17 protein-coding genes and 1 pseudogene are annotated in these 20,496 nt (G+C 70.0%); 12 read left to right on the top strand and 6 right to left on the bottom strand.

Annotated elements, in window-relative coordinates:
* Positions 1-397: 397 nt before the first annotated feature.
* Positions 398-939, top strand: a pseudogene (locus B3G12_RS12470) (transposase); the annotation flags it as partial.
* A gap of 707 nt (positions 940-1,646) precedes the next feature.
* On the opposite strand, the gene B3G12_RS03460 reads toward B3G12_RS12470, so the two are convergent.
* Positions 1,647-2,414, bottom strand: a complete 768-nt coding sequence (locus tag B3G12_RS03460) for a hypothetical protein (RefSeq protein WP_290499140.1) — start codon at positions 2,412-2,414, stop codon at positions 1,647-1,649.
* Between the two features lie 168 nt (positions 2,415-2,582).
* On the opposite strand from B3G12_RS03460, the gene B3G12_RS03455 reads away from it, so the two are divergent.
* Both B3G12_RS03455 and B3G12_RS03450 read left to right on the top strand, forming a co-directional pair.
* Positions 2,583-3,056, top strand: a complete 474-nt coding sequence (locus B3G12_RS03455) for a hypothetical protein (protein ID WP_144942756.1) — start codon at positions 2,583-2,585, stop codon at positions 3,054-3,056.
* Positions 3,057-3,084: 28 nt separating this feature from the next.
* Positions 3,085-4,245: a MalY/PatB family protein gene (locus tag B3G12_RS03450; RefSeq protein ID WP_290499138.1), complete on the top strand. Its 1,161-nt coding sequence runs from the start codon at positions 3,085-3,087 to the stop codon at positions 4,243-4,245.
* Between the two features lie 4 nt (positions 4,246-4,249).
* Here B3G12_RS03450 and B3G12_RS03445 read toward each other — a convergent pair whose 3' ends face one another.
* A complete protein-coding gene (locus B3G12_RS03445; protein ID WP_290499136.1) occupies positions 4,250-5,941 on the bottom strand; it encodes a cation:proton antiporter in 1,692 nt (563 codons plus the stop codon).
* 3 nt (positions 5,942-5,944) lie between these two features.
* On the opposite strand from B3G12_RS03445, the gene B3G12_RS03440 reads away from it, so the two are divergent.
* Together B3G12_RS03440 and B3G12_RS03435 are read left to right on the top strand one after the other, a co-directional pair.
* Positions 5,945-6,301 carry a GTP-binding protein gene (locus B3G12_RS03440; RefSeq protein WP_290499134.1) on the top strand — a complete coding sequence of 119 codons (357 nt, stop codon included), beginning with the start codon at positions 5,945-5,947 and terminating at the stop codon, positions 6,299-6,301.
* Entirely contained in the window at positions 6,246-6,899 is a 654-nt protein-coding gene (locus tag B3G12_RS03435) for a hypothetical protein (RefSeq protein WP_290499127.1), read from the top strand. The genes B3G12_RS03440 and B3G12_RS03435 overlap by 56 nt, the downstream gene beginning before the upstream one ends.
* Before the next feature lie 190 nt (positions 6,900-7,089).
* Here the strand turns inward: B3G12_RS03435 and B3G12_RS03430 are convergent, their stop codons facing one another.
* Positions 7,090-7,779: a potassium channel family protein gene (locus B3G12_RS03430; protein ID WP_145010896.1), complete on the bottom strand. Its 690-nt coding sequence runs from the start codon at positions 7,777-7,779 to the stop codon at positions 7,090-7,092.
* Positions 7,780-7,862: 83 nt separating this feature from the next.
* The gene (locus B3G12_RS03425) at positions 7,863-9,302 is read right to left on the bottom strand and encodes a TrkH family potassium uptake protein (protein WP_290499123.1); all 1,440 of its coding nucleotides are present in this window, start codon (positions 9,300-9,302) and stop codon (positions 7,863-7,865) included.
* 159 nt (positions 9,303-9,461) lie between these two features.
* Between B3G12_RS03425 and gcvH the strand changes: the two genes are divergently transcribed.
* The 5 genes from gcvH to B3G12_RS03400 all read left to right on the top strand — a co-directional run bounded on the left by gcvH (position 9,462) and on the right by B3G12_RS03400 (position 12,418).
* Positions 9,462-9,848: a glycine cleavage system protein GcvH gene (gcvH, locus tag B3G12_RS03420; protein ID WP_055083111.1), complete on the top strand. Its 387-nt coding sequence runs from the start codon at positions 9,462-9,464 to the stop codon at positions 9,846-9,848.
* A 31-nt stretch (positions 9,849-9,879) separates the two neighbouring features.
* Positions 9,880-10,323, top strand: coding sequence for an FHA domain-containing protein (locus B3G12_RS03415; RefSeq protein WP_094393696.1), 444 nt, complete (start codon positions 9,880-9,882; stop codon positions 10,321-10,323).
* An 8-nt stretch (positions 10,324-10,331) separates the two neighbouring features.
* Complete coding sequence (locus B3G12_RS03410) at positions 10,332-11,102, top strand: MerR family transcriptional regulator (protein ID WP_144942762.1); 771 nt, start codon at positions 10,332-10,334, stop codon at positions 11,100-11,102.
* Entirely contained in the window at positions 11,099-11,611 is a 513-nt protein-coding gene (locus B3G12_RS03405) for a bifunctional nuclease family protein (protein WP_290499119.1), read from the top strand. The genes B3G12_RS03410 and B3G12_RS03405 overlap by 4 nt, the downstream gene beginning before the upstream one ends.
* Positions 11,612-11,875: 264 nt before the next feature.
* Positions 11,876-12,418 carry a MerR family transcriptional regulator gene (locus B3G12_RS03400; protein WP_232300221.1) on the top strand — a complete coding sequence of 181 codons (543 nt, stop codon included), beginning with the start codon at positions 11,876-11,878 and terminating at the stop codon, positions 12,416-12,418.
* A gap of 43 nt (positions 12,419-12,461) precedes the next feature.
* Here the strand turns inward: B3G12_RS03400 and B3G12_RS03395 are convergent, their stop codons facing one another.
* Positions 12,462-13,301, bottom strand: coding sequence for a ParA family protein (locus tag B3G12_RS03395; RefSeq protein ID WP_055083103.1), 840 nt, complete (start codon positions 13,299-13,301; stop codon positions 12,462-12,464).
* Positions 13,302-13,532: 231 nt separating this feature from the next.
* Here B3G12_RS03395 and B3G12_RS03390 point away from each other — a divergent pair, with 231 nt between their 5' ends.
* Together B3G12_RS03390 and B3G12_RS03385 are read left to right on the top strand one after the other, a co-directional pair.
* Positions 13,533-16,982, top strand: a complete 3,450-nt coding sequence (locus tag B3G12_RS03390) for a pyruvate carboxylase (protein ID WP_094393703.1) — start codon at positions 13,533-13,535, stop codon at positions 16,980-16,982.
* Between the two features lie 59 nt (positions 16,983-17,041).
* Positions 17,042-18,469, top strand: a complete 1,428-nt coding sequence (locus B3G12_RS03385; RefSeq protein WP_055083099.1) for a mycothione reductase — start codon at positions 17,042-17,044, stop codon at positions 18,467-18,469.
* Positions 18,470-18,676: 207 nt separating this feature from the next.
* Here B3G12_RS03385 and B3G12_RS03380 read toward each other — a convergent pair whose 3' ends face one another.
* Positions 18,677-20,485: an AMP-dependent synthetase/ligase gene (locus B3G12_RS03380; RefSeq protein ID WP_055083097.1), complete on the bottom strand. Its 1,809-nt coding sequence runs from the start codon at positions 20,483-20,485 to the stop codon at positions 18,677-18,679.
* Between the last annotated feature and the right edge of the window lie 11 nt (positions 20,486-20,496).

Here is a 20,496-nt window from a genome sequence, read left to right as displayed (position 1 = left end):
AACGCCTAGGGCGTGTCTGACAATGAATCCAGGGGTCGGCTGGCACCTTCGAAGACGTGTCCGCAGTTCCCGACTCGCTGAAGCTCGAGGGTGCCCGCTCTGTCGGCAGGAGCTGGCGGGACGCAGCGGCGCGCCGAGGACGCCGAGGGACTGCGCGGGGCCTGGGGCGCGGTAGAAGGCTCATGGCGCCAGGCGACCGACCGCGCATCGGCGCTCCCGGACGGCGCAGTCGACGTCTCGGTCGAGGGAGAGTGGTGCTTCTCCCAGACCCTGCGCCACCTCGTCTTCGCGACCGGCGCCTGGCTGAGCCGGGGGATCCAGGGCGCCGAGGAGCCGCTCCACCCGCTCGGCCAGCCCCGCGCGGGTGCGGAGGACGATGGTGTCGACCTCGCCTTAGGGCGGCGACGTCGCCGAACTGACCGGCCTCATCGACCCGAAGGTTCTCGCCAAGTGGCCAGCCGGGATGCGGGTGATCGTGCGCCGCGAACGCCCCCACCCCGGGCGCGCAACTGCCTCTGTTCGAGCAACGCGACGGCTGGCGCTACGAAGCCTTCGTCACCAACACCACGGCCGGCCAGCTCGCCTTTCTCGAGGCCCGCCACCGGGCCCATGCACGGGTCGAGGACCGTATCCGCCACACCAAGGACAGTGGCCTGGGACGGTTTCCGTCGCTGGAGTTCAACATCAACCAGACCTGGCTGATGATCACCCAGATCGCAGCCGACCTGACCGCGCGGACCCGCCTGCTCGGCTGCGTCGGCGACGCCGCCACGTTGGCAACCTACGAGCCGAAGGCGGTGCGCTACCGATTTCCTCCACGTGCCCGCCCGACTCGCTCACAGCGCACGCCGACGTCGCCTCAAGATCCCGGAGTCACGGCCCTGGGCAACCGCGATCGTCGCGGCCTTCGCGAACATCGCCGCCATCCCGCAACCGGCCCGACCTGGCCCGCCCGCCCCCGACATCACCACCCGGAAAACCGCAGCCCGGCAGCGCCAGCCGGCCCGTCGTCGTACCCGCAGTCACTCCACACACGGGCGCACTCGACCACACCGCTCCGACACGATCCCGACCGCCGTCATGAAAGACCGGGGTTATCGGCATCCGCTTGGTCGCCCCGCCAGGGTCAGACGGAGGAGTTACCCGGCTCCCAGCCATTGCCGAGATCGCCCTTGAACTCGGATCCCACGTCTCCTCTACGTGGTCTTCTCCAGAGCCAGCCACAAGATCGTCGTGCTGCTCGTGGGCAACAGGTTCCACGCCGCCGTAGCGCCTCTCGCGGCTCTGGCCGCGAACTGAGCTTGCCCACGAGGGGGACTAGAAGGGGACCAGAATCATGCAATCCATGCATCTCGTGACATGTTCTGCATGATCTGACGCCCGGAATCACGCAGAATCCGGTCTGGCCGGAGCAGTATGGACGCCTGGGGGTCAGGGTGTCGCAGGTTCAAATCCTGTCGTCCCGACCGAGTGAACCGGCTCCGGCCAGGCAGAAATGCTTGGTCGGAGCCGGTTTTTGGTGCACGGTCCCGCTCATGGCTACCACCCGAAATTTCTAGTGGAGTTAGAGCACATTTCGGTGCGGCGAAGCTGTTTTGACTCCACTAGAAATCATGACCCGCCGCTCGGCCGTTCCTCATCACTCCTCAGGTGTCCCGCGTGAGCCGCACCCACCCGTCGGACAGCGCAGCGCGCAGGCCCGCCTTGCGCGAGACCGCGGGCAGTGCGTGCGAAAGGCATGCCACGGCGTCGTACCCGGAGTGGTCCACGCCCGGCAGGACGTGCAGGTTCGTGTCGAAACCCGCGGCCTGGAACGCGGCGACGCCCTCCTCAGCGGCGCCCAGCGCGCTCCACTCGGGCGGGTTCGTGGCACCGTCCACGTCCTGATCGCCCACCCACCAGTGCATGGCCGTGTTGCCGATGCACGGCCGGGCCTTCTTCTTCCGCGCAACGGGCGCGTTGGCCCCGCCGCCCCCGACGATCACGGCACCGCCGTGGGACATCCCCTCTATGCCACGGTCCAGCAGCTCGTACGTGATGAACTCGGCGCCGCCGCTGTAGCCGACCAGCCAGATGTTCGAGGCGTCCACCTCCGGGTGCCGCGCCACGAGGTGCTCGTGCAGCGCCCGGAAGTACTTGCCGTTCGCCTTGCAGTCCTCCCACCACGTGTAGCCGTCGCCGGAGCCGTCCTCGTCCGGCGTGTTCACGGCCACGAACACGAGGTCCCGCGCCTGCGCCGCGATCGCCAGCCGCGCGAGGTCTCCTTCATCGGGCCAGTTGATGGAGGTGTCCTCCAGGTCCCAGTAGTCGCCGTCGAAGTAGTACAGGAACCCCGCGGTGCCACTCTCCCACAGGTGGTACCAGGAGCTCAGACCGTTCGGTGCCGTGAACTCCACGAAAGTCTCCGGTGTCATGCTGTCCCCTCCACAGTCCGTGGCCGACGTCGCGTGGCGCCCACCCACCCGACTCGTCCTTGTTCTCCCTGTTCCAGTATGCCCCGCGCGGTGTCACATACCCTCCCGGGTGTGGTGGGAGGAGGCGGCACCTGCTTGGCTGGCGGGACACGACGAAAGGGGCTCCCCATGAGCAACGTCATCACCACCTACCTGCAGGACCACCACGCCGGCTCGGCGGCGGGTGTGAACGCGTTCCGCCGGGTCGCCGCGGGCCACTCGGAACCCGAGGTCCGTGAGGCAGTGGGGCGGATCGCCGAGGCGGTGGCCCAGGATCAGGCGTCGCTCGAAGAACTGATGGCGTCCCTCGGCGTGAAGCCGGCGCCGCTCAAGGACCTTCCTGCGCGCGCCGCGGAGAAGGCCGCTCGCCTCAAGCCCAACGAGCGGTTGCAGAGCCGCTCGCCGCTGTCCGACATCGAAGAACTTGAGGGTCTCGTGGCGGCGGTCCACGCCAAGGGGCTCGGGTGGCGCTTGCTCCTGGAGGCGCCTGACGACAGGCTGGACAAAGACATGCTCCGGGAGCTGAGCCGACGCGCCCGGGAGCAGGAGGAAGCACTGGAACAGCTGCGGCTGGGCGAGGCTCACAAACTGACGAGTGAGTAGTCCCTGCCGCACACCACGAAAGGGACGCATGACCACCGCCGACGAGATCTCCGCCCTGCGTCGCCGCACGAGCACCAAGTGGCGCAGCTACGAACAGGACGTGCTGCCCATGTTCATCGCGGAGATGGACTTTCCCACGCCCCCGCGGATCAAGGAGGCACTGCTGGCCGCTGTCGAGAACAACGACACCGGCTACGCGGCCACGGCGGAGCGCGGGCCCGCTCAGGCCTGGGCGGACTTCGCCGCCCGGCGCTGGAACTGGCGCCCGGACCCCGAGCGCATCGCCTACACCACGGACGTGACGGTGGTGCTCGTGGAGTCGCTGCGCCGCCTGGTGGCCCCCGGGGATGGCGTGGTCATCACCCCGCCGGTGTACGCCCCGTTCTACGACCTCGTGCGTGAGGCCGGCGGCAACGTGGTGGAGGTACCGCTGCAGGACGACGGCACCGCGTACCGTCTGGATGTCCCCGGCATCGACGCCGCGCTCGCGGCGGGGGCCCGGGCGGTGCTGCTGTGCAACCCGCACAATCCCCTCGGCCTGGTGCACTCGCGAGAGGACCTTGCGGCGCTCGCGGAGGTGGTGGAGCGCCACGGCGCCCACGTGGTCAGCGACGAGATCCACGCGCCCATGGTCCACCGCGGTGTCGACTTCACCCCGTACCTCTCGGTCTCCGACGCCGCCCGGCGGCACGGGGTCGCGGCGGCGTCCGGGAGCAAGGCGTTCAACCTCGCGGGCCTGAAGGCTGCCATGTTCGTGGTGGACTCGGGGCCCATGGCACGGTGGCTCGCGGCATTGCCACCGGCCGTGTCCTACCGGACGGGGATCTTGGGCCTGCTGGCCACGCGGGAGGGTTTTCTGCACTGCGAGGACTGGCTGGATGCCACGATCGCGGTGGTCGAGTCCAATGTGGACCTCCTGGAGCGGGAGCTGGCCGAGAAGCTCCCGGAGGTCACCTTCCGCAGAGGCCGGGCCACCTACCTCGCCTGGCTCGACATGCGCGCGCTCGGCTGGGGCGATAACCCGTCGCAGCACGCGGTGACGCACGCGAAAGTGGCGCTGTCCCCGGGCCCCACCTTCGGCCCGCCGGGCAGGGGCTTCGCCCGCATGAACCTTGCGTGCGCCCCGGAGACCGTGGTCGAGGCCGTGGACCGGCTCGCAGCCGCGGTGCACGGCGGGAGCCGCAACTGAGTGCTCAGTCGATGAGCATGTTGCGTCGGTCCAGGAACTGCTGGGCCGACTCGATGCTCTGGGACCGGTAGACCCCCGAGGCCTGCGCGTCCAGAAGGGCGTCCTGCTGCGCCTCCAGGAGCTTGCGCTGCAGCTCCTGCTGCTCCTGCCGGGCGGTCGTCCACACCTGAAGAGTCTCGGTGGAGACGCTCTCGGGCAGCTTGCGCGTGCGCTTCCTGGCCATCTCCAGGATCTTCTCGCTGAAGGGCTCGCCGTCGTTGCGGTGCAGCGCGGGGGACTCCAGCAGGTCCTCGGACGCCTCGGCCAGGGTGTTGATCAGGCGCGTCAGCTCGCGCTGCATCTCCTCCTCGTCCGTGCCGCGGATGCCCAGGATCCGGATCAGCAGCGGCAGGGTGCCGCCCTGCACCACGAGCGTCACCACGGCTACGGTGAACGCGATCAGAATCAGTTGCGGGCGGTAGGGCAGGTCCTCGGGCAGCGTCTGGGCCGCCGCCACGGTCACGACGCCGCGCATCCCGGACCACGCGATCACGAACCCGCCGCGCTTGCCGATGCCCTCGTGGCTGAAGAACGAGGCGTCCGCCTGGCGGCGCGTGATCATGTGGCGCAGCCTCGTGATCCGCTGCTGCGAGGCGTCCGGGTGGTTCTCGAGCCGTTCCCTCGCGCTGTCATACCACTGCGATTTCCCCTGAGCCCGTTCCTGTTGCCGGGCCATCACCTTGATCATGGGCGCCACGAACGCGAAGCGGATCACGAACAGCACCACGGTCACGAGCAGTCCGAGGGCCAGAGCACCGCCCACGCTGAGGTGGGCCTCCTGCACCTCGTCCACGAGCAGCGCGATCTGCAGCCCGAGGACCAGGAACACGCCGTGCTCCAGCAGCAGGAGCACGGTGCGCCAGTTGGTCCTCTCGGACACGCGCGCCTGGGAGGAGAGCAACCGGGGGGACTTGATCCCGGTGACGATCCCCGCGACCACCACGGCGAGCACGCCGGAGGCCTCGAGATGCTCGGCGGGCATGAACGCGATGAACGGGACCACCAGGGAGATCGCGGTGCTCGTCACGGGCTGCTCCAGACGCGCGCGGATCTGGATGGAGACCCAGCCCACCACGATGCCGATCACAACGGCCACTACGACGGCGTAGCCGAAGTCCGCGAGCACCCCGCCCACGCTGATCGCCCCGGCGGTCGCGACCACCGCCGAGCGCAGCACCACCAGCGCGGTGGCGTCGTTGACGAGGCCCTCGCCCTCGAGGATCGTCACGAGCCGACCGGGCAGGCCGAGGCGCTTGCCGATCGAGGTGGCTGCCACGGCGTCGGGCGGGCTGACGACGGCGCCCAGGGCCACCGCCGCGGCGAAGCCCAGGTCCGGCAGCAGCCACCAGATCAGCAGCCCCACCGCGAACGCGGAGACGACCACCAGCACCACGGACAGCGCGCTGATGGCGCCCAGGTCGCGGCGGAAGTCCCTGGCGGGCATGTTCACGGCCGCGGCGTAGAGCAGCAGCGGCAGCACGACGTCCAGGATCACGTCCGGGTTCATCGTCACCGTGGGCACCCCGGGGACCAGGCTGAGCCCCACGCCCACGATCACCAGCAGGATGGGTGCGGCCACCCCGACCCTGTCCGAGAAGCTTGTGACGGCCACCACCACGATCACCGCCGCCACGGCCAGGATGGTCAGTTCGTCCACCGGGTGTCTCCTTCGTCGTCGTCGCCCCGAGTGTATCCGCGACCCGGGGCCGCGCCGAGGCCCCGGTCCGGTACCACCGGCCACCCGAAGACCGCCCACCGCGGTCCCCCGATCCGGAAAGGCCCCGTCGTGGCCGGGCAGGTGGCCGAGCCCGTGTCGATCGCGGGCGGGTGCCTGTGCTGCATCGACGACCCGCGTCAGCTGGACTCTGCCCTGGCAGCCCTCTCCCGCCCGGCCACGGAGCTGGACGCGATCGTGATCGAGGGGTCCGGGCTCGCTGAGCCCCCCGGCACTGATCCAGCTCGTGCTGGCCAGCGAGGTCCCGAGCATCCGCTTCGGGGGCCTCGTGGAGGTCCTTGACGCCGCCCACGTGGCCCACGCGGAGTCCGGCGGCTGGGACCTGGAGCAGCACGTCACGGCCGCGGCCGTGGTGCTGCTCACCAAGTCCGACATCGCGCCACCCGAGGAGCTTGCCCGCACCCTCGAGTGCGTCCTCGCGGCCATTCCCCGCACCACGGTCCTCGACGCGCCTCACGGGGCGGTGGACCCGGCGCTGTTCTTCGACGCCGCAGAGCACACCGTCCCGGAGGGTGCGCAGCTGCCCCTCTGGGAGACCGGCGAGGCGCCGCGCGAGCACGGCCACCACGGCCATGAGCACCACGTCCACCACCGCGCGGTGAGCCTCGACGTGCCCGCCCCGGTGGACCCTGCGACGATCACGGATCTGCTGGAGGATCCTCCGGCGTCCGTGCACCGGGTCAAGGCACTCGTGGACGTGCTCACGCCCTCGGGGCTGCGCCGTTTCGCCGCGCACTCGGTGGCCGGCTACGTCACGGTCGCGCGGACGAGCCGTCCCGCGCAGGCACCACCGCACTCGGTGGTCGCGGCGATCGGACCCGAGGACACGGCGTCGTCACCCGTGGGCCTCGACGTCCTCGCCGCCACGGAACGTGCCTAGGTACCGTCGTCGCGGGAGCTGCGGCGCCTGACCCGCTACCTCTGTGCAGACCCCGGGGACAGGCACACGTCGGAGCCCGCCCGGTCTCGGCGGACGCACGCCGTGGCATCGCCGACGCCGCCCGCGGAAGTCCCGCAGCTGGCTACGGCAGACCGGAGCCGACCGTCTGGGACCGTCCCGGCAGACGTCGTCAGGCCAGGTTCGAGAACCGCTCGACCTTCCGGGTGGGCCCGGTGACGAGGATCTGGTCGTCGTGGTACAGCATGGTCCCCGGCTCGATCGGCTCCCACTGGCCACCGGGACGGCACACCGCGACGACCGAGACCCCGAGCTTCTGCCGCACGTTGAGCAGGTCCATGGGCCGCTGCTGGATGGGCAGCGGCGGGGTGCAGCGCACGAGCGCGTAGCCGTCGTCGATGGGGACGAAGTCGAGGATCCGGTGCTGGATCAGGTGCGCGGCGCGGGTGCCCATGTCGCTCTCGGGGTTGACCACGTGCTGCACTCCGAGCTGCGTGAGGATCTCCGCGTGCGGCTCGGTGATGGCCTTGGCCCAGATGGCCGGGCAGCCGAACTTCACGAGCCGCGACGCCGTGAGGATGCTCGCCTGGATGTCCGAGCCGATCCCCACCACGGCGCGCTCGAACTCGTTGACGGACAGTTCCCGCAGGACGTCCTCATCCGTGGCGTCCGCGCGCACCACGGAGGTGAGCTTGCCGTTGAAACGCTGCACCGTGGCCTCGTCGTGGTCCACGCCGAGCACGTCCGTGCCGTTACGCATCAGCTCCAACGCCAGCGCGCCGCCAAAGCGGCCGAGGCCGATCACCGCCACGGCATTGGACATGCCCTTGCGGGAAGACTCTGCGGGGTGGGATCCGAACATGTGAACCGCCTCTCGGGTCGGTGCGCGCCGCGTTTGCGGCGCGCGGGGAAAGGGGGGAGGACGACGTCGTGCGTCCGGGGGCGTCAGCCGATCAGCGGGCGTTCCTTGGGCAGCTCGTAGGCGGGCGGCCTGCGGCCGAAGGCGATCGCGGCGGCCACCGTGACAGGGCCCAGACGTCCCATGAACATCAGGGCGATCAGCACGCACTGCGCGAAGACCGGCAGCGTGGGGGTGATGCCCGTGCTCAGTCCCACGGTGGCGAACGCGGAGATGCACTCGAAGAGCACCCGGTCCAGGCCCAGGGACTCGTCCGTGAGCATGATGAGCATGGTGCCGCCGATCACCGCACCGGTGGCCAGGACCACCACCGTCATGGCCTCGCGCTGCACGGAGCGGGAGAGCTGCTTGCCGAGCACGGGGACGGCCGCCCCGCCGCGGATCTCCGTGAGGGCGATGAAGAAGAGCACGCCGAACGTGGTGACCTTCAGGCCGCCCGCGGTTCCGGCAGGTCCGCCGCCGATGAACATGAGGATGTCCAGCCCCAGCCAGGACACGGGGTGCATGTGGGAGATGTCGATGCTGTTGAACCCGGCGGTGCGGGCGATCGTGGACTGGAAGAACGCATTGAGCACTTTCACCGCGGGGGACTCCTGCCCCAGGGTCTGCGAGTTGTTCCACTCCAGTACAGCCAGGAACACCGTGCCGCCGAGCAGCAGCACGGGTGTGGCGAGCAGCACCAGGCGCGTGTTCATGCTCCAGCGCCGCGGGGTGCGGATGTGGCGGCGCAGCTCGTAGAGCACGGGGAAGCCCAGCCCACCCAGGATCACGCACGCGGCCAGCGTCAGAAGGATCCACGGGTCGCCGGAGAAGTCCATGACGTTCAGGGAGTAGAGCGCGAACCCGGCGTTGTTGAAGGCGGACACCGCGTGGAACGCCCCGTGGGCCAGTGCCGCGCCGGGGGAGTAGTGGTAGTAGCCCCAGAACCGCAGGAAAAGGATCCCCGCGGCGGCGGTCTCGATCACCGCGGTGGTCAGCACGATGCGCGCGACCACCTGACGGGCTCCGCCGCGGGACTTGGTCTCCACGTTGGCGAGCAGCCGCGTGGACAGCCCGAACTTGCGGGCCAGCAGGATGCCCAGCATGGTAGTGAACGTCATGACGCCCAGGCCGCCCACCTGGATCAGGCAGATGATCACCACCTGACCGAACGGGGTCCAGTAGGTGGCGGTGTCCACGGTTACCAGGCCCGTCACGCACAGAGCGGACGTGGCGGTGAAGGCCGCGGTGATCGCCTCCGCGCTGCCCGGGTCCACGGTGGACACGGGCAGCATGAGCAGACCCGTGCCGGTCAGCAGGGCGAGCAGGAAGGCGGTGACGAGGACCCTTGCCGAGCGCGCAGGGGTCAGCTCGTGGAGGTGCAGCGGGTCCGGACGACTTCGCAGCAGCGGCACCGCGCGGGGGATCCTGGAACCGTTCGTCTGCGAGCGGATCGCGGCCTGACGGAACGCCTCGGTAATGGGCACCGGGCAAAAGTACACCCGTCCGAGGGCCCTCGGTAACCCCCGTACGAGGCCCGGGGGCTTGCCGCGTGCCGTGACGCTCCGGCAGGCCGGGGGAGGCACCTCCCGCGGGCGCGCGTGTGATGGCCGCTACTGCACCGTGCGTGCCCTAAACTGACCGACATGACCAACATTCCCGCGGAACTCGCGTACACGGCAGAGCACGAGTGGGTCGAGGACCTCCACGAGGACGACACGTTCCGTGTGGGCATCACGGACCACGCACAGAGCGAACTGGGCGAGGTCGTCTTCGTCCAGCTCCCCGAGGTCGGGGACACCCTGGCCGCGGGGGACGTGGTGGGTGAGATCGAGTCCACCAAGTCCGTGAGCGACCTCTTCGCCCCGGTCAGCGGTGAGATCGTCGGCGTCAACGAGGAGCTGGTGGAGAACCCCGGGCTGCTCAACGAGTCTCCCTACGAGGCGGGATGGCTCTTCACGGTGCGTGCGGGCTCGGGGGAGGCCCCCGCGGACCTGCTGGACGCACAGGCTTACCAGCAGCTGCTGGACTAACAACGACACTTCACGTGAGGTGAGGGGATCCATGTCCAATCAAGAGAAGTCCGAGGCCGGGACCGGTCCGGAGACCACGTCCATCCAGATCGTCGCGGACGTGCTCTCGACCGCGGCGCACCACAAGCTGACGGAGGGCGAGCAGAACGCGGTGGCGTCCCTGCCCCCCGGCTCCGCCCTGCTGCTGGAGACCAACGGGGGGCTGACCGGCGCTCGATTCCTGCTGGACCGGGACGAGATCGTGGCCGGGAGGCACCCCGCGTGCTCGGTGTTCCTGGACGACGTCACGGTGTCCCGGCGCCACGCGGAGTTCATCCGGCGCGACCACACCTTCGAGGTGGTGGACCAGTCCTCCCTCAACGGGACCTACGTGAACAGCGACCGTGTGAACACCAAGGTGCTGGAGAACGGCGACGAGGTGCAGATCGGCAAGTTCCGCTTCACCTTCTACCATTCTGTGCAGAACGGGGCCTGACGCGCTCCATGTCTAAACCCGAGCAGCAGCAGACCACGCGGCTGGGCATCGGCGCCCTGCTGCGTCGGTTGCAACCCCGTTTCCCGGACCTGAGCGCGTCCAAGGTGCGATTCCTGGAGGACCAGGGGCTCGTGCACCCGCAGCGCACGGCGTCCGGGTACCGGAAGTACTCTGAGGAGGACGTTGAGCGTCTGGAGACGGTGCTGTCCCTGCAGCAGGAGCGCTACCTGCCCCTGCGCGTGATCCGGGACCGCCTGGACCGCGGCCTGGACCCTGCGGCCGGTTCCGAGCGCCAGGTCCCGGACGCGACGTCGTCGCCCTCCGTTGGAATGCAGCCGTCCGACGACGTCGCCGCCCCAGTCGCCGGGCCCCCCAGCGGGCGCCGCTACACCCTGCGCGAGCTCGCGGCGCGCTCCAGTTCCGAGGTGCCCCTGGTGCGCGAGCTACTCAACCACGGACTCATCGTGGAGCGCTCGGGAGAGTTCGACGACCGTGCGCTGGCGATTGCCGAGGCGGCGGGCCGGCTCAGCGGCTACGGCATCGAACCGCGCCACCTGCGGGTGCTGCGCGGGGCGTCCGAGCGGATCGTGGCCCTCGTGGACGGCAGTGTCTCGCCCCTGCGCAACCGGCGTGACCCGGAGACCCGGCAGATTGCCGTGCACCGCGCCCGGGAGATCTCGTCCCTGTGCCTGTCGATGATGTCCGCCATGGTGAACGCGCAGGTGGACGACACCGTCCGCGGGCTAGAGGCTCAAGAGCGGTCCGGGAGCACCCGGTGAGCGCGGACGTCCTCATGGAGATTGCCGGCGTGCGCATGGACGTGCCCAGCGGTCAGCCCGTGGTGGTCCTCAAGGAGGCCGCCGGTGCGCGCCGGTTGCCCATCTGGGTGGGGACCAACGAGGCCACCTCCATCGTCTTCGCACTGCAGGGCATCCGGCCACCGCGCCCCCTCACGCACGACCTGCTGCTCTCGGTGGTCGGGGCGCTCGGCCGCAGCGTGACCGGCGTGGTCGTGCACACGGTGGAGGACACCGTCTTCCACGCGGCCATCACGTTTGACAACTCCACCGTGGTGGACGCCCGTGCCTCGGACGCCCTCGCGCTCGCTGCGCGCACAGGCTGCCCCGTCCGCTGCGCCACCGCCGTGCTGGACGAGGCCGGGCTGGTGCTGAGCGCGGACGGCGAACTGCGGGAACAGGCGGGGGACGCGCCACGGGAGGCAGAGGCTCAGGTGCGGGAGTTCCGAGACTTCCTGGACCAGGTGGACCCGGAGGACTTCCAGTCCTGAATCACCGTGCGGGCACCCGCGGCGGGTAGGCTGGCGACACGGTCGCAGCCGCGCGGTATGTCTTTGACCCGGTCCCCGGCCGGGTCTACCGTCGGAGGACATCACCCGAGCACCCGCCCGGTCATCCGGGAGCACCGGCCGAAATCACCGGGCGCGGTCCGTGCGCACCACCCCCATCCACGAGGAGGACGCTTGAGCAACCCGGAGCTGCCGTTCGACGCGGCGCAGTTGCGTGCCTCCTCCCTGGCCGGTGGCACGCAGGAGATGCTCTTCTCGGAGGACCTCGGCAGCTACGACGAGACCGTGGGATTCCGCGGCCCCACCGCGTGCAAGGCCGCGGGAATCTCCTACCGCCAGCTGGACTACTGGGCCCGTACCAGCCTCGTGGAGCCCACCGTGCGCGGTGCGAAGGGATCGGGTTCGCAGCGGCTCTACAGCTTCCGGGACATCCTCGTGCTCAAAGTGGTCAAGCGACTGCTCGACACAGGGGTGTCCCTCCAGCAGATCCGCTCCGCCGTGGGCGCGCTGCGGCTGCGGGGGATGGAGGACCTCACCCGGCTGACGCTGATGTCCGACGGCGCGAGCGTCTACGAGTGCACCTCCCCGAACGAGGTGATCGACCTCGTGCAGGGCGGCCAGGGCGTGTTCGGCATCGCCGTGGGACGCGTGTGGCGCGAGGTGGAGGCCACGCTCGCCTCGATGCCTGCGGAGCACGCGGCCCTCGACGGGTCATCCCAACCCGACACCTTCCCGGAGGACGAGCTCTCCGCCCGCCGCGCAAGGCGGCGCAAGAAGAACGCGGGCTGACGCGGCGTCGTCGTGCCCGGTCCGTCACGCCCCCACCGAGGCATCAGTGCAGCATGCCCTGGAGGATCGAGCTGAACCGCCCCGCGAGGTCCGAGGCAGCGGTTCCCGGCCAACGGTGCACGGGCCACGCCGCGCCCTGGGCCTGCTGCACCACGGGGGCGTCCGGCAGCACGGGGTCTACCACGAGCTGGCCGAAGAGTTCCTGCAGCTCCCGCAGGCGGTGGTGCTGCTCGTCGGAGCCGTCCCGGAAGCGGTTCACGACCACCCCGGCATCGGGCACTGCCCAGATCCGTGAGGTCTCGAACTGCGCGAGCGCGGACATCGTGCGCTTGGTTCCCGCCACCGAGAAGAGCGACGGCTCGGCCACGGAGAGCACCATGTGGGAGGCCGCCCAGGCCATGCGCGTCAGGGCGCTCAGGGTGGGTGGGCAGTCGATCAGGACGAGCTCGTAGCGCTCCAGCCCGTGCAGGACGGTCTCGAGTCGTTTGAGGTCCTTGGTCCGGAACGCCGCGTGGTCAAGGTGAGACGACGCCGCGGAGCCGGGGGCGACGTCGAGCACCGGCCGTCCGACGGCCGGGGAGCCGGCGGGCTGCCAGCCGGGATCCTGCTGTGTGCCGCTGACCTCGGGGGTGATGGGGTGCCGCGTCCACGGTGACGGAGCTGCGACCGCAGCAAGTCCCCCTTTACGGGGACGGCGCAGCACACTGCCCACGTCCTGGCCCGCCCGGGCGTGGACCCCGAGCGCAGTGGAGGCGTCGCCGTGCGGATCGAGGTCCACCACCAGGGTGGGGACCCGAGCCTCCAGGGCCGCCGACGCGAGTCCCAGGACCACCGAGGACTTGCCCACGCCGCCCTTGAGGCTGCTGATGCTGACGATCTGCACGGATCACCCTTCTGTCATCTGAAATGGGGCTTTACAACCCACAGGTACATGCTAATCGGTGCAGTTCCCGGTGGCGGCGAGGGCGGATCGCGTGGCGGGGGGGGGCCGGCGGTGGACACGAAACGGCGGAGAGGGTCGTGTGAGGTGGCGCTCACGTAAGATGGATCCCGGTACTCGACCCCTCACCCAGTGCGCGGCGGCCCACCGGTCCCGCGCGCGGAAACGACAGCAATGTTCTCCAAAATCCTGGTGGCAAACCGCGGCGAGATCGCCATCCGCGCCTTCCGAGCGGCGTACGAGCTCGGAGCCAAGACCGTGGCCGTGTTCCCCTACGAGGACCGCAACTCGATCCACCGTCAGAAGGCGGACGAGGCCTACCACATCGGTGAGGACGGCCACCCCGTCCGTGCGTACCTGGACGTCGCGGAGATCATCCGCGTGGCCAAGGAGTCCGGCGCGGACGCGATCTACCCCGGTTACGGCTTCCTCTCCGAGAATCCGGAGCTCGCGCGTGCCGCGGCCGCGGAGGGCATCACCTTCGTGGGCCCGCGCGCGGAGATTCTCGAGCTCGCCGGCAACAAGGTGGCGGCGCTTCGCGCGGCCCGCCGCGCCGGGATCCCCACCCTGGAGTCCTCGGACCCGTCCTCGGACAAGGAGTTCCTGATCGCCGAGGCCGAGAAGATCGGCTACCCCGTGTTCGTGAAGGCCGTGGCCGGCGGCGGTGGGCGCGGGATGCGCCGGGTCGAGGCGCCCGAGCAGCTCGCCGACGCACTGGACGCCGCCATGCGCGAGGCGGACACCGCGTTCGGGGACCCCACGGTGTTCATCGAGCAGGCCGTGCTGCGCCCCCGCCACATCGAGGTCCAGGTGCTCGCGGACAACGACGGTGAGATTGTGCACCTCTTCGAGCGGGACTGCTCGCTGCAGCGCCGCCACCAGAAGGTCATCGAGATCGCACCGGCCCCGCACCTGGACGAAGAGATCCGGGAGGCGCTGCACCGCGACGCCGTGAAGTTCGCCAAGGAGCTGGGCTACGTCAACGCCGGCACGGTCGAGTTCCTGGTGGACACCGCCGGGGAGCGGGCCGGGCAGCACGTGTTCATCGAGATGAACCCGCGCATCCAGGTGGAGCACACCGTGACCGAGGAGATCACGGACGTGGACCTTGTGCAGTCCCAGTTGCGGATCGCCGCGGGGGAGTCGCTCTCGGAGCTGGGCATCTCCCAGGAGGACCTGCGGGTGCGCGGTGCGGCGCTTCAGTGCCGCATCACCACCGAGGACCCGGCCAACGAGTTCCGCCCGGACGTGGGCAAGGTCTCTGCCTACCGCTCGGCCGGTGGCGCGGGGGTGCGCCTGGACGGCGGCACCCTCTACGCGGGGGCGGAGATCTCCCCGCACTTCGACTCCATGCTCGTGAAGCTCACGTGCCGCGGCCGCGACTACGAGACCGCCGTGCTGCGTGCGCGCCGTGCCCTCGCGGAGTTCCGCATCCGTGGCATCGCCACCAACATCCAGTTCCTGCAGGCCGTGCTGCACGACAAGGACTTCCTGGCCGGGGACGTGGCCACGGACTTCATCGAGAACCACCCGGGTCTGCTCAAGGGCAAGGGCTCGGCGGACCGCGGCACCCGCGCGCTGAACTACCTCGCGGAGGTGACGGTCAACAAGCCCCACGGCGAGCGCATCGACGGCATGGACCCGCGCGACAAGCTCCCGCACTACCCGGGGGACAAGCGGGACGAGCCCTTCCGCAGCCCGTTCGACGGCCCGTCCTCCCACGAGGTGCCCTCCGGCTGGCGCCAGGTGCTCCAGGAGCAGGGGCCCGAGGGCTTCGCGCGCACCCTGCGGGACTACGAACCGCTCGCGGTGACGTCCACCACGTTCCGTGACGCCCACCAGTCACTGCTGGCCACCCGCGTGCGCACCCGCGACCTGCTCGCGGCGGCACCCGCGTACGCGCACCTGCTGCCGGGGCTGCTCTCGGTCGAGGCCTGGGGCGGTGCCACGTACGACGTCGCGCTGCGCTTCCTGGGGGAGGACCCGTGGGAGCGGCTGCGGCTGCTGCGCGAGGCGATGCCGAACATCCCCATCCAGATGCTGCTGCGCGGGCGCAACACCGTGGGGTACACGCCGTACCCGGTGGAGGTGACCAACGCGTTCGTCGCTGAGGCGGCCGAGACCGGCGTCGACATCTTCCGGATCTTCGACGCGCTCAACGACGTCGAGCAGATGCGCCCGGCCATCGAGGCGGTGCGAGCCACGGGCACCGCGGTGGCCGAGGTGGCCCTGTGCTACACGGGCAACCTCCTCGACCCGCAGGAGAACGTCTACACGCTTGACTACTACCTGGACCTCGCGCAGCAGTGCGTGGACGCCGGCGCGCACATCCTGGCGATCAAGGACATGGCTGGGTTGCTGCGCCCGGAGGCCGCGCGGCGTCTCGTGGCGGCCCTGCGCGAGCGCTTCGACCTGCCGGTGCACCTGCACACCCACGACACCGCGGGCGGGCAGCTCGCCACGCTGCTCGCCGCCGCGGAGGCTGGGGTCGACGCCGTCGACGCCGCATCCGCGTCCATGGCCGGCACCACGTCCCAGGTCTCGGGCTCCGCGCTCGTGGCCGCGCTCGAGAACACGGACCGGGACACCGGACTTGACCTGGACGCCGTGAGCGACATGGAGCCCTACTGGGAAGTGGTGCGCTCCATCTACAAGCCCTTCGAGTCCGGGCTGACCGGGCCCACCGGCCGCGTGTACCGCCACGAGATCCCGGGCGGGCAGCTGTCAAACCTGCGCCAGCAGGCCATCGCGCTGGGGCTCGGGGAAAAGTTCGAGGCGATCGAGGACATGTACCACGCCGCGGACCGGATGCTGGGGCACCTGGTCAAGGTCACGCCGTCGTCCAAGGTGGTGGGCGACCTCGCCCTGCAGCTCGTGGGCATGGACGTGGACCCCGCCGAGTTCGAGGCCGATCCCCGCAAGTTCGACATCCCGGACTCCGTGATCAACTTCCTCGCCGGCGAGCTCGGCACCCCGCCCGCGGGCTGGCCGGAACCGTTCCGCAGCAAGGCGCTGGAGGGACGCACCGTGCACCTGGCGGACGAGCAGCTCTCTGAGCAGGATGTCGAGGAGCTCGCCCAGCCGGGTGAGGTGCGCCGCGCGGCCCTGAACCGGCTGCTCTTCCCCGGCCCCACGCGCGACTACCAGAACTCGCGCACCAAGTACGGGGACATCTCCCTCCTGCACACCCGCGACTTCCTGTACGGGCTGAAGCAGGACCACGAGCACGTCATCTCGCTCGGCAAGGGGGTGCGGCTGCTGGTCACCCTGCAGGCGATCTCCGAACCGGACGAGAAGGGGATGCGCACGGTCATGGTGACCCTCAACGGTCAGCTGCGCCTGCTCGAGATCCGCGACGAGTCGGTGAAGTCCCAGGCCGTGGAGACCGAGAAGGCGGACACCTCCAAGCCCGGGCACGTGGCGGCACCCTTCGCCGGTGCGGTCACGGTCACGGTCTCCGAGGGGGCAAAGGTCGCCGCGGGGGACTCAGTGGCCACGATCGAGGCCATGAAGATGGAGGCGTCCATTACTGCGCCGGTCTCGGGCACGGTCTCCCGCGTGGCACTTGCGGACACCGCGCACGTCAGCGGCGGGGACCTGGTGCTGGTGATCGACCCCGAGTGACGGATCCCGCCGCCCCGCCTGTCCCCGGACGCGCGGGGCGGTGGCCTAGGATGGGGCGTATGCGTTCTTTCGACCTGATCATCGTGGGCTCCGGCTCCGGCAACTCCATCCTCACAGACGAGTATGCGGACCTCGACGTCGCCATCGTGGAACCGGGCCGGTTCGGCGGCACGTGCCTCAACGCGGGGTGCATCCCCACCAAGATGTATGCCTACCCGGCCACCGTGGGGGACCAAGCGCGGGACGCCATACGGCTGGGCCTGGACGCCGTGATCGAGGGTGTGGACTGGCCCGGCATGCGGGATCGCATCTTCGCCCGCATCGACGCGATCTCCAAGAACGGGCTGCAGTACCGCGAGTCGCTCGACAACGTCACGGTGATCCAGGAGTACGTGCACTTCGTGGAACCCAAGGTCCTCGAGACCGAGTCCGGGCAGCGGATCACCGCCGATGAGATCGTGCTGGCCAACGGTTCGCGGGTCAGCATCCCGGACGTGCCGGGTACCGACCTGCCCGGGGTGCACACCTCGGACACCGTGATGCGCCTGGACGAGTTCCCCCGAGACGTCATCGTGGTGGGCGGCGGGTACGTGGCCGCCGAGTTCTGTCACGTCTTCCGCGGACTGGGCGCCTCCGTGACCCAGCTCAACCGTTCGCAGCGCTTGTTGCGCGAACACGACGACACGATCGCCGAACGCTTCACGCGCGAGGCCGCCGAACAGTGGGACCTGCAACTCGGGTGGACGCTGTCCGGGATCGAGCGTGCCGAGGACGGCCGCCTGACGGTGTTGGCGCAGGCCTCCGACGGTTCCGGGCAGCACTGGGACGGCACCGCCGACGTCGTCCTGCTGGCCACGGGGCGCGTCCCCAATGCGGACACGCTGCGCCCGGAAGCCGCCCACCTGGACGTCACCGGTGGCGGACTGCTCGCCGTGGACGAGTACCAGCGTGTGCTCTCGGACGGGGAACCCGTGACCGGCTTGTGGGCCCTCGGGGACGTGTGCTCCCCGTACCAGCTCAAGCACGTGGCCAACGCCGAGGCCCGCACGGTCTCCCACAACGTGGTGCACCCGCAGGATCTGCGCGCGACCGATCACCGCTACGTGCCGTCCGCGGTGTTCACCGAACCGCAGATCGCGTCCGTGGGCATGACCGAGGTCCAAGCCCGCGACTGGGCCGCCCGGAACGGCGAGCAGATCACGGTTAAGGAACAGGACTTCGGGGACGTTGCCTACGGCTGGGCCATGGAGGACCACGCCGGGATCTGCAAACTCATCGCGAACGCCCGCACCGGCGAGCTGCTGGGGGCACACCTCATCGGCCACGATTCCTCCAACCTGATCCAGCCGCTCGTCCAGGGCATGTCCTTCGGGCTGCGGGCCCACGAGATGGCACGCGGGCAGTACTGGATCCACCCAGCGCTCGCGGAGGTCGTGGAGAACGCCCTGCTGGGCCTGGACGTCCCTGGCCAGCACGTCAGGGACTGACGGCCACGCCGTGCCAGGGCCCGCCGATCAGAATGCGCCCTGGTGCGCAGGCCGGGCTCAGGCCGCCGGATCCCGCCAGGCCCCGGCACACTGATGCCGTCGTGGCCTGCGCGCCGCGACGGCTGTGACCCGCGAGCCAGTGCCGCTGGCTCCCACCCCAGCGCCGCCGGCCCGTGGGTTCCGGTGCCGCGCCGTCGTCCCCTACTTCTACTTCGCGTAGATGCCCTCGATGACATCAACGAAGTCCTCAGCGACCTTGGCTCGCTTGAGCTTGAGCGAGGGGGTCAGGTACCCGTCCTCCACCGTGAGGTCCTCCTTGAGGATCCGGAAAGCTCTGATGCTTTCCGCGCGGGAGACCCTGGCGTTGGCGTGGTCCACGATTTTCTGCACGTGCGCGATCACGGCGTCCTCGTGGCCGGCGCGCGCCGGGTTCATTGCGGGGTCCAGGCCGAGGCCCCTCAGAATTGTGGGAAGGGTGTCCGGGTCCAGCGTGATGAGCGCCGCCACGAACGGGCGGTTGTCTCCCACCACCATGATCTGACCCACGGTGGCCGAGGCCCGGATGGGATCCTCGAGCTGCGTGGGGATCACGTTCTTGCCACCGGCGGTCACGATGATCTCCTTCTTGCGCCCAGTGACGGTGAGCAGCCCCTCCTCGTCCAGGTGGCCGAGGTCCCCGGTGGCGAACCAGCCGTCGTGGAAGACCTCCGCGGTCTTCTCCGGCAGCCCGTTGTAGCGGGCGAAGACGTTGGAGCCGCGCACGAGGATCTCGCCGTCCTCGGCGACCGCGATCTCGTTGCCCGGGATGGGGTGGCCCACGGTGCCGATCCTGTTGATCGCCGGGAAGTTGCCGGCAATGGGCGCGGTGGTCTCCGTGAGCCCGTAGCCCTCCACCACGTAGACGCCGATGCCGTTGAAGAAGTGTGCGAGGTGCTCGCCGAGCGACGCCCCGCCCGACACGGCGTAGCGGACCTCGCCGCCCATGGCCTCGCGCAGCGTCGAGTACACGAGCTTGTCGTAGAGCCGGTGGCGGAACTCCAGCCACGGCGGGACGTGCCCGTTCTGCGAGGCCTTGGACCACGCGGCGGCCGTGGTCACGGCCCGTTCGAAGATCAGCTTCTTGACGGGGGAGCCCGCCTGCGCCTTGAACCGGGCGCCCACCAGGATCTTCTCGAAGACCCGGGGCACCGCGAGGATGAACGTGGGCTTGAACCGGGCGAGGTCGTCCATCAGCTGGGAGACGTCCGGGGTGTGCGCGAGGGTGATCCCGGCGTCCAGTGACGTGACCTCCACGAAGCGCGCGAAGACGTGGGCGAGCGGCAGGAACAGCAGGGTGCGGGCACCCTCGGCCATGATGGGTCCCGCCACGGGGATCGTGTTCTGCGAGCACGCCACGAAGTTGCGGTGCGTGAGCTCGCAGCCCTTCGGCGGGCCCGTGGTCCCCGAGGTGTAGATCAGGGTGGCGGTGTCGTCGAGGGAGACGCCGTCGTAGGGGCCGGTCAGGTCCGTTCGCCCCGAGCCCGCGGCCACGAGTGCGTCGAGGGAGAGCTCGTCCGACGTCGTGTCGAAGACGCAGATCCGCTGTGCGGCCGGGAACGCAGTGATCTCCGCGGCCGCGCGCACGCGGTCCGCGAGCTCGTCGGTCTCCGCGAAGACCGCGACGGCCTCGGAGTCCGAGAGGATCCACGCGATCTGGTCAGGTGAGGAGGTGTCGTAGACCGGCACGGGAACCGCCCCGAGCCACCACAGCGCGAAGTCCGCGAGGCTCCACTCGTAGCGCGTGCGGCTCAGCAGCCCCACGCGGTCCCCGGCACCGATGCCCCGGGCGGCCATGCCCCGGGCCAGCCCGACGACCTCGTCGCGGAACTGCCGGGCGGTGACGTCCCGCTCGCGCCCCGGCGCGAGGACCGTGTAGAGGACCGCATCGGGTGTCTTCTCCGCACGCTCCGCGAGGATGTGGGCGGTGCCGGGGTACGGCAGGGGGTCGACGATGGCGGGGGCACTGACGCGTCTCATGGGGAACCTTC

Source organism: Kocuria sp. UBA5001 (assembly GCF_002398425.1).
Lineage (GTDB): Bacteria > Actinomycetota > Actinomycetes > Actinomycetales > Micrococcaceae > Kocuria > Kocuria salsicia.
Note: the sequence above shows the minus strand (reverse complement) of the source record. Positions and strands in the feature narration are given on the sequence as shown.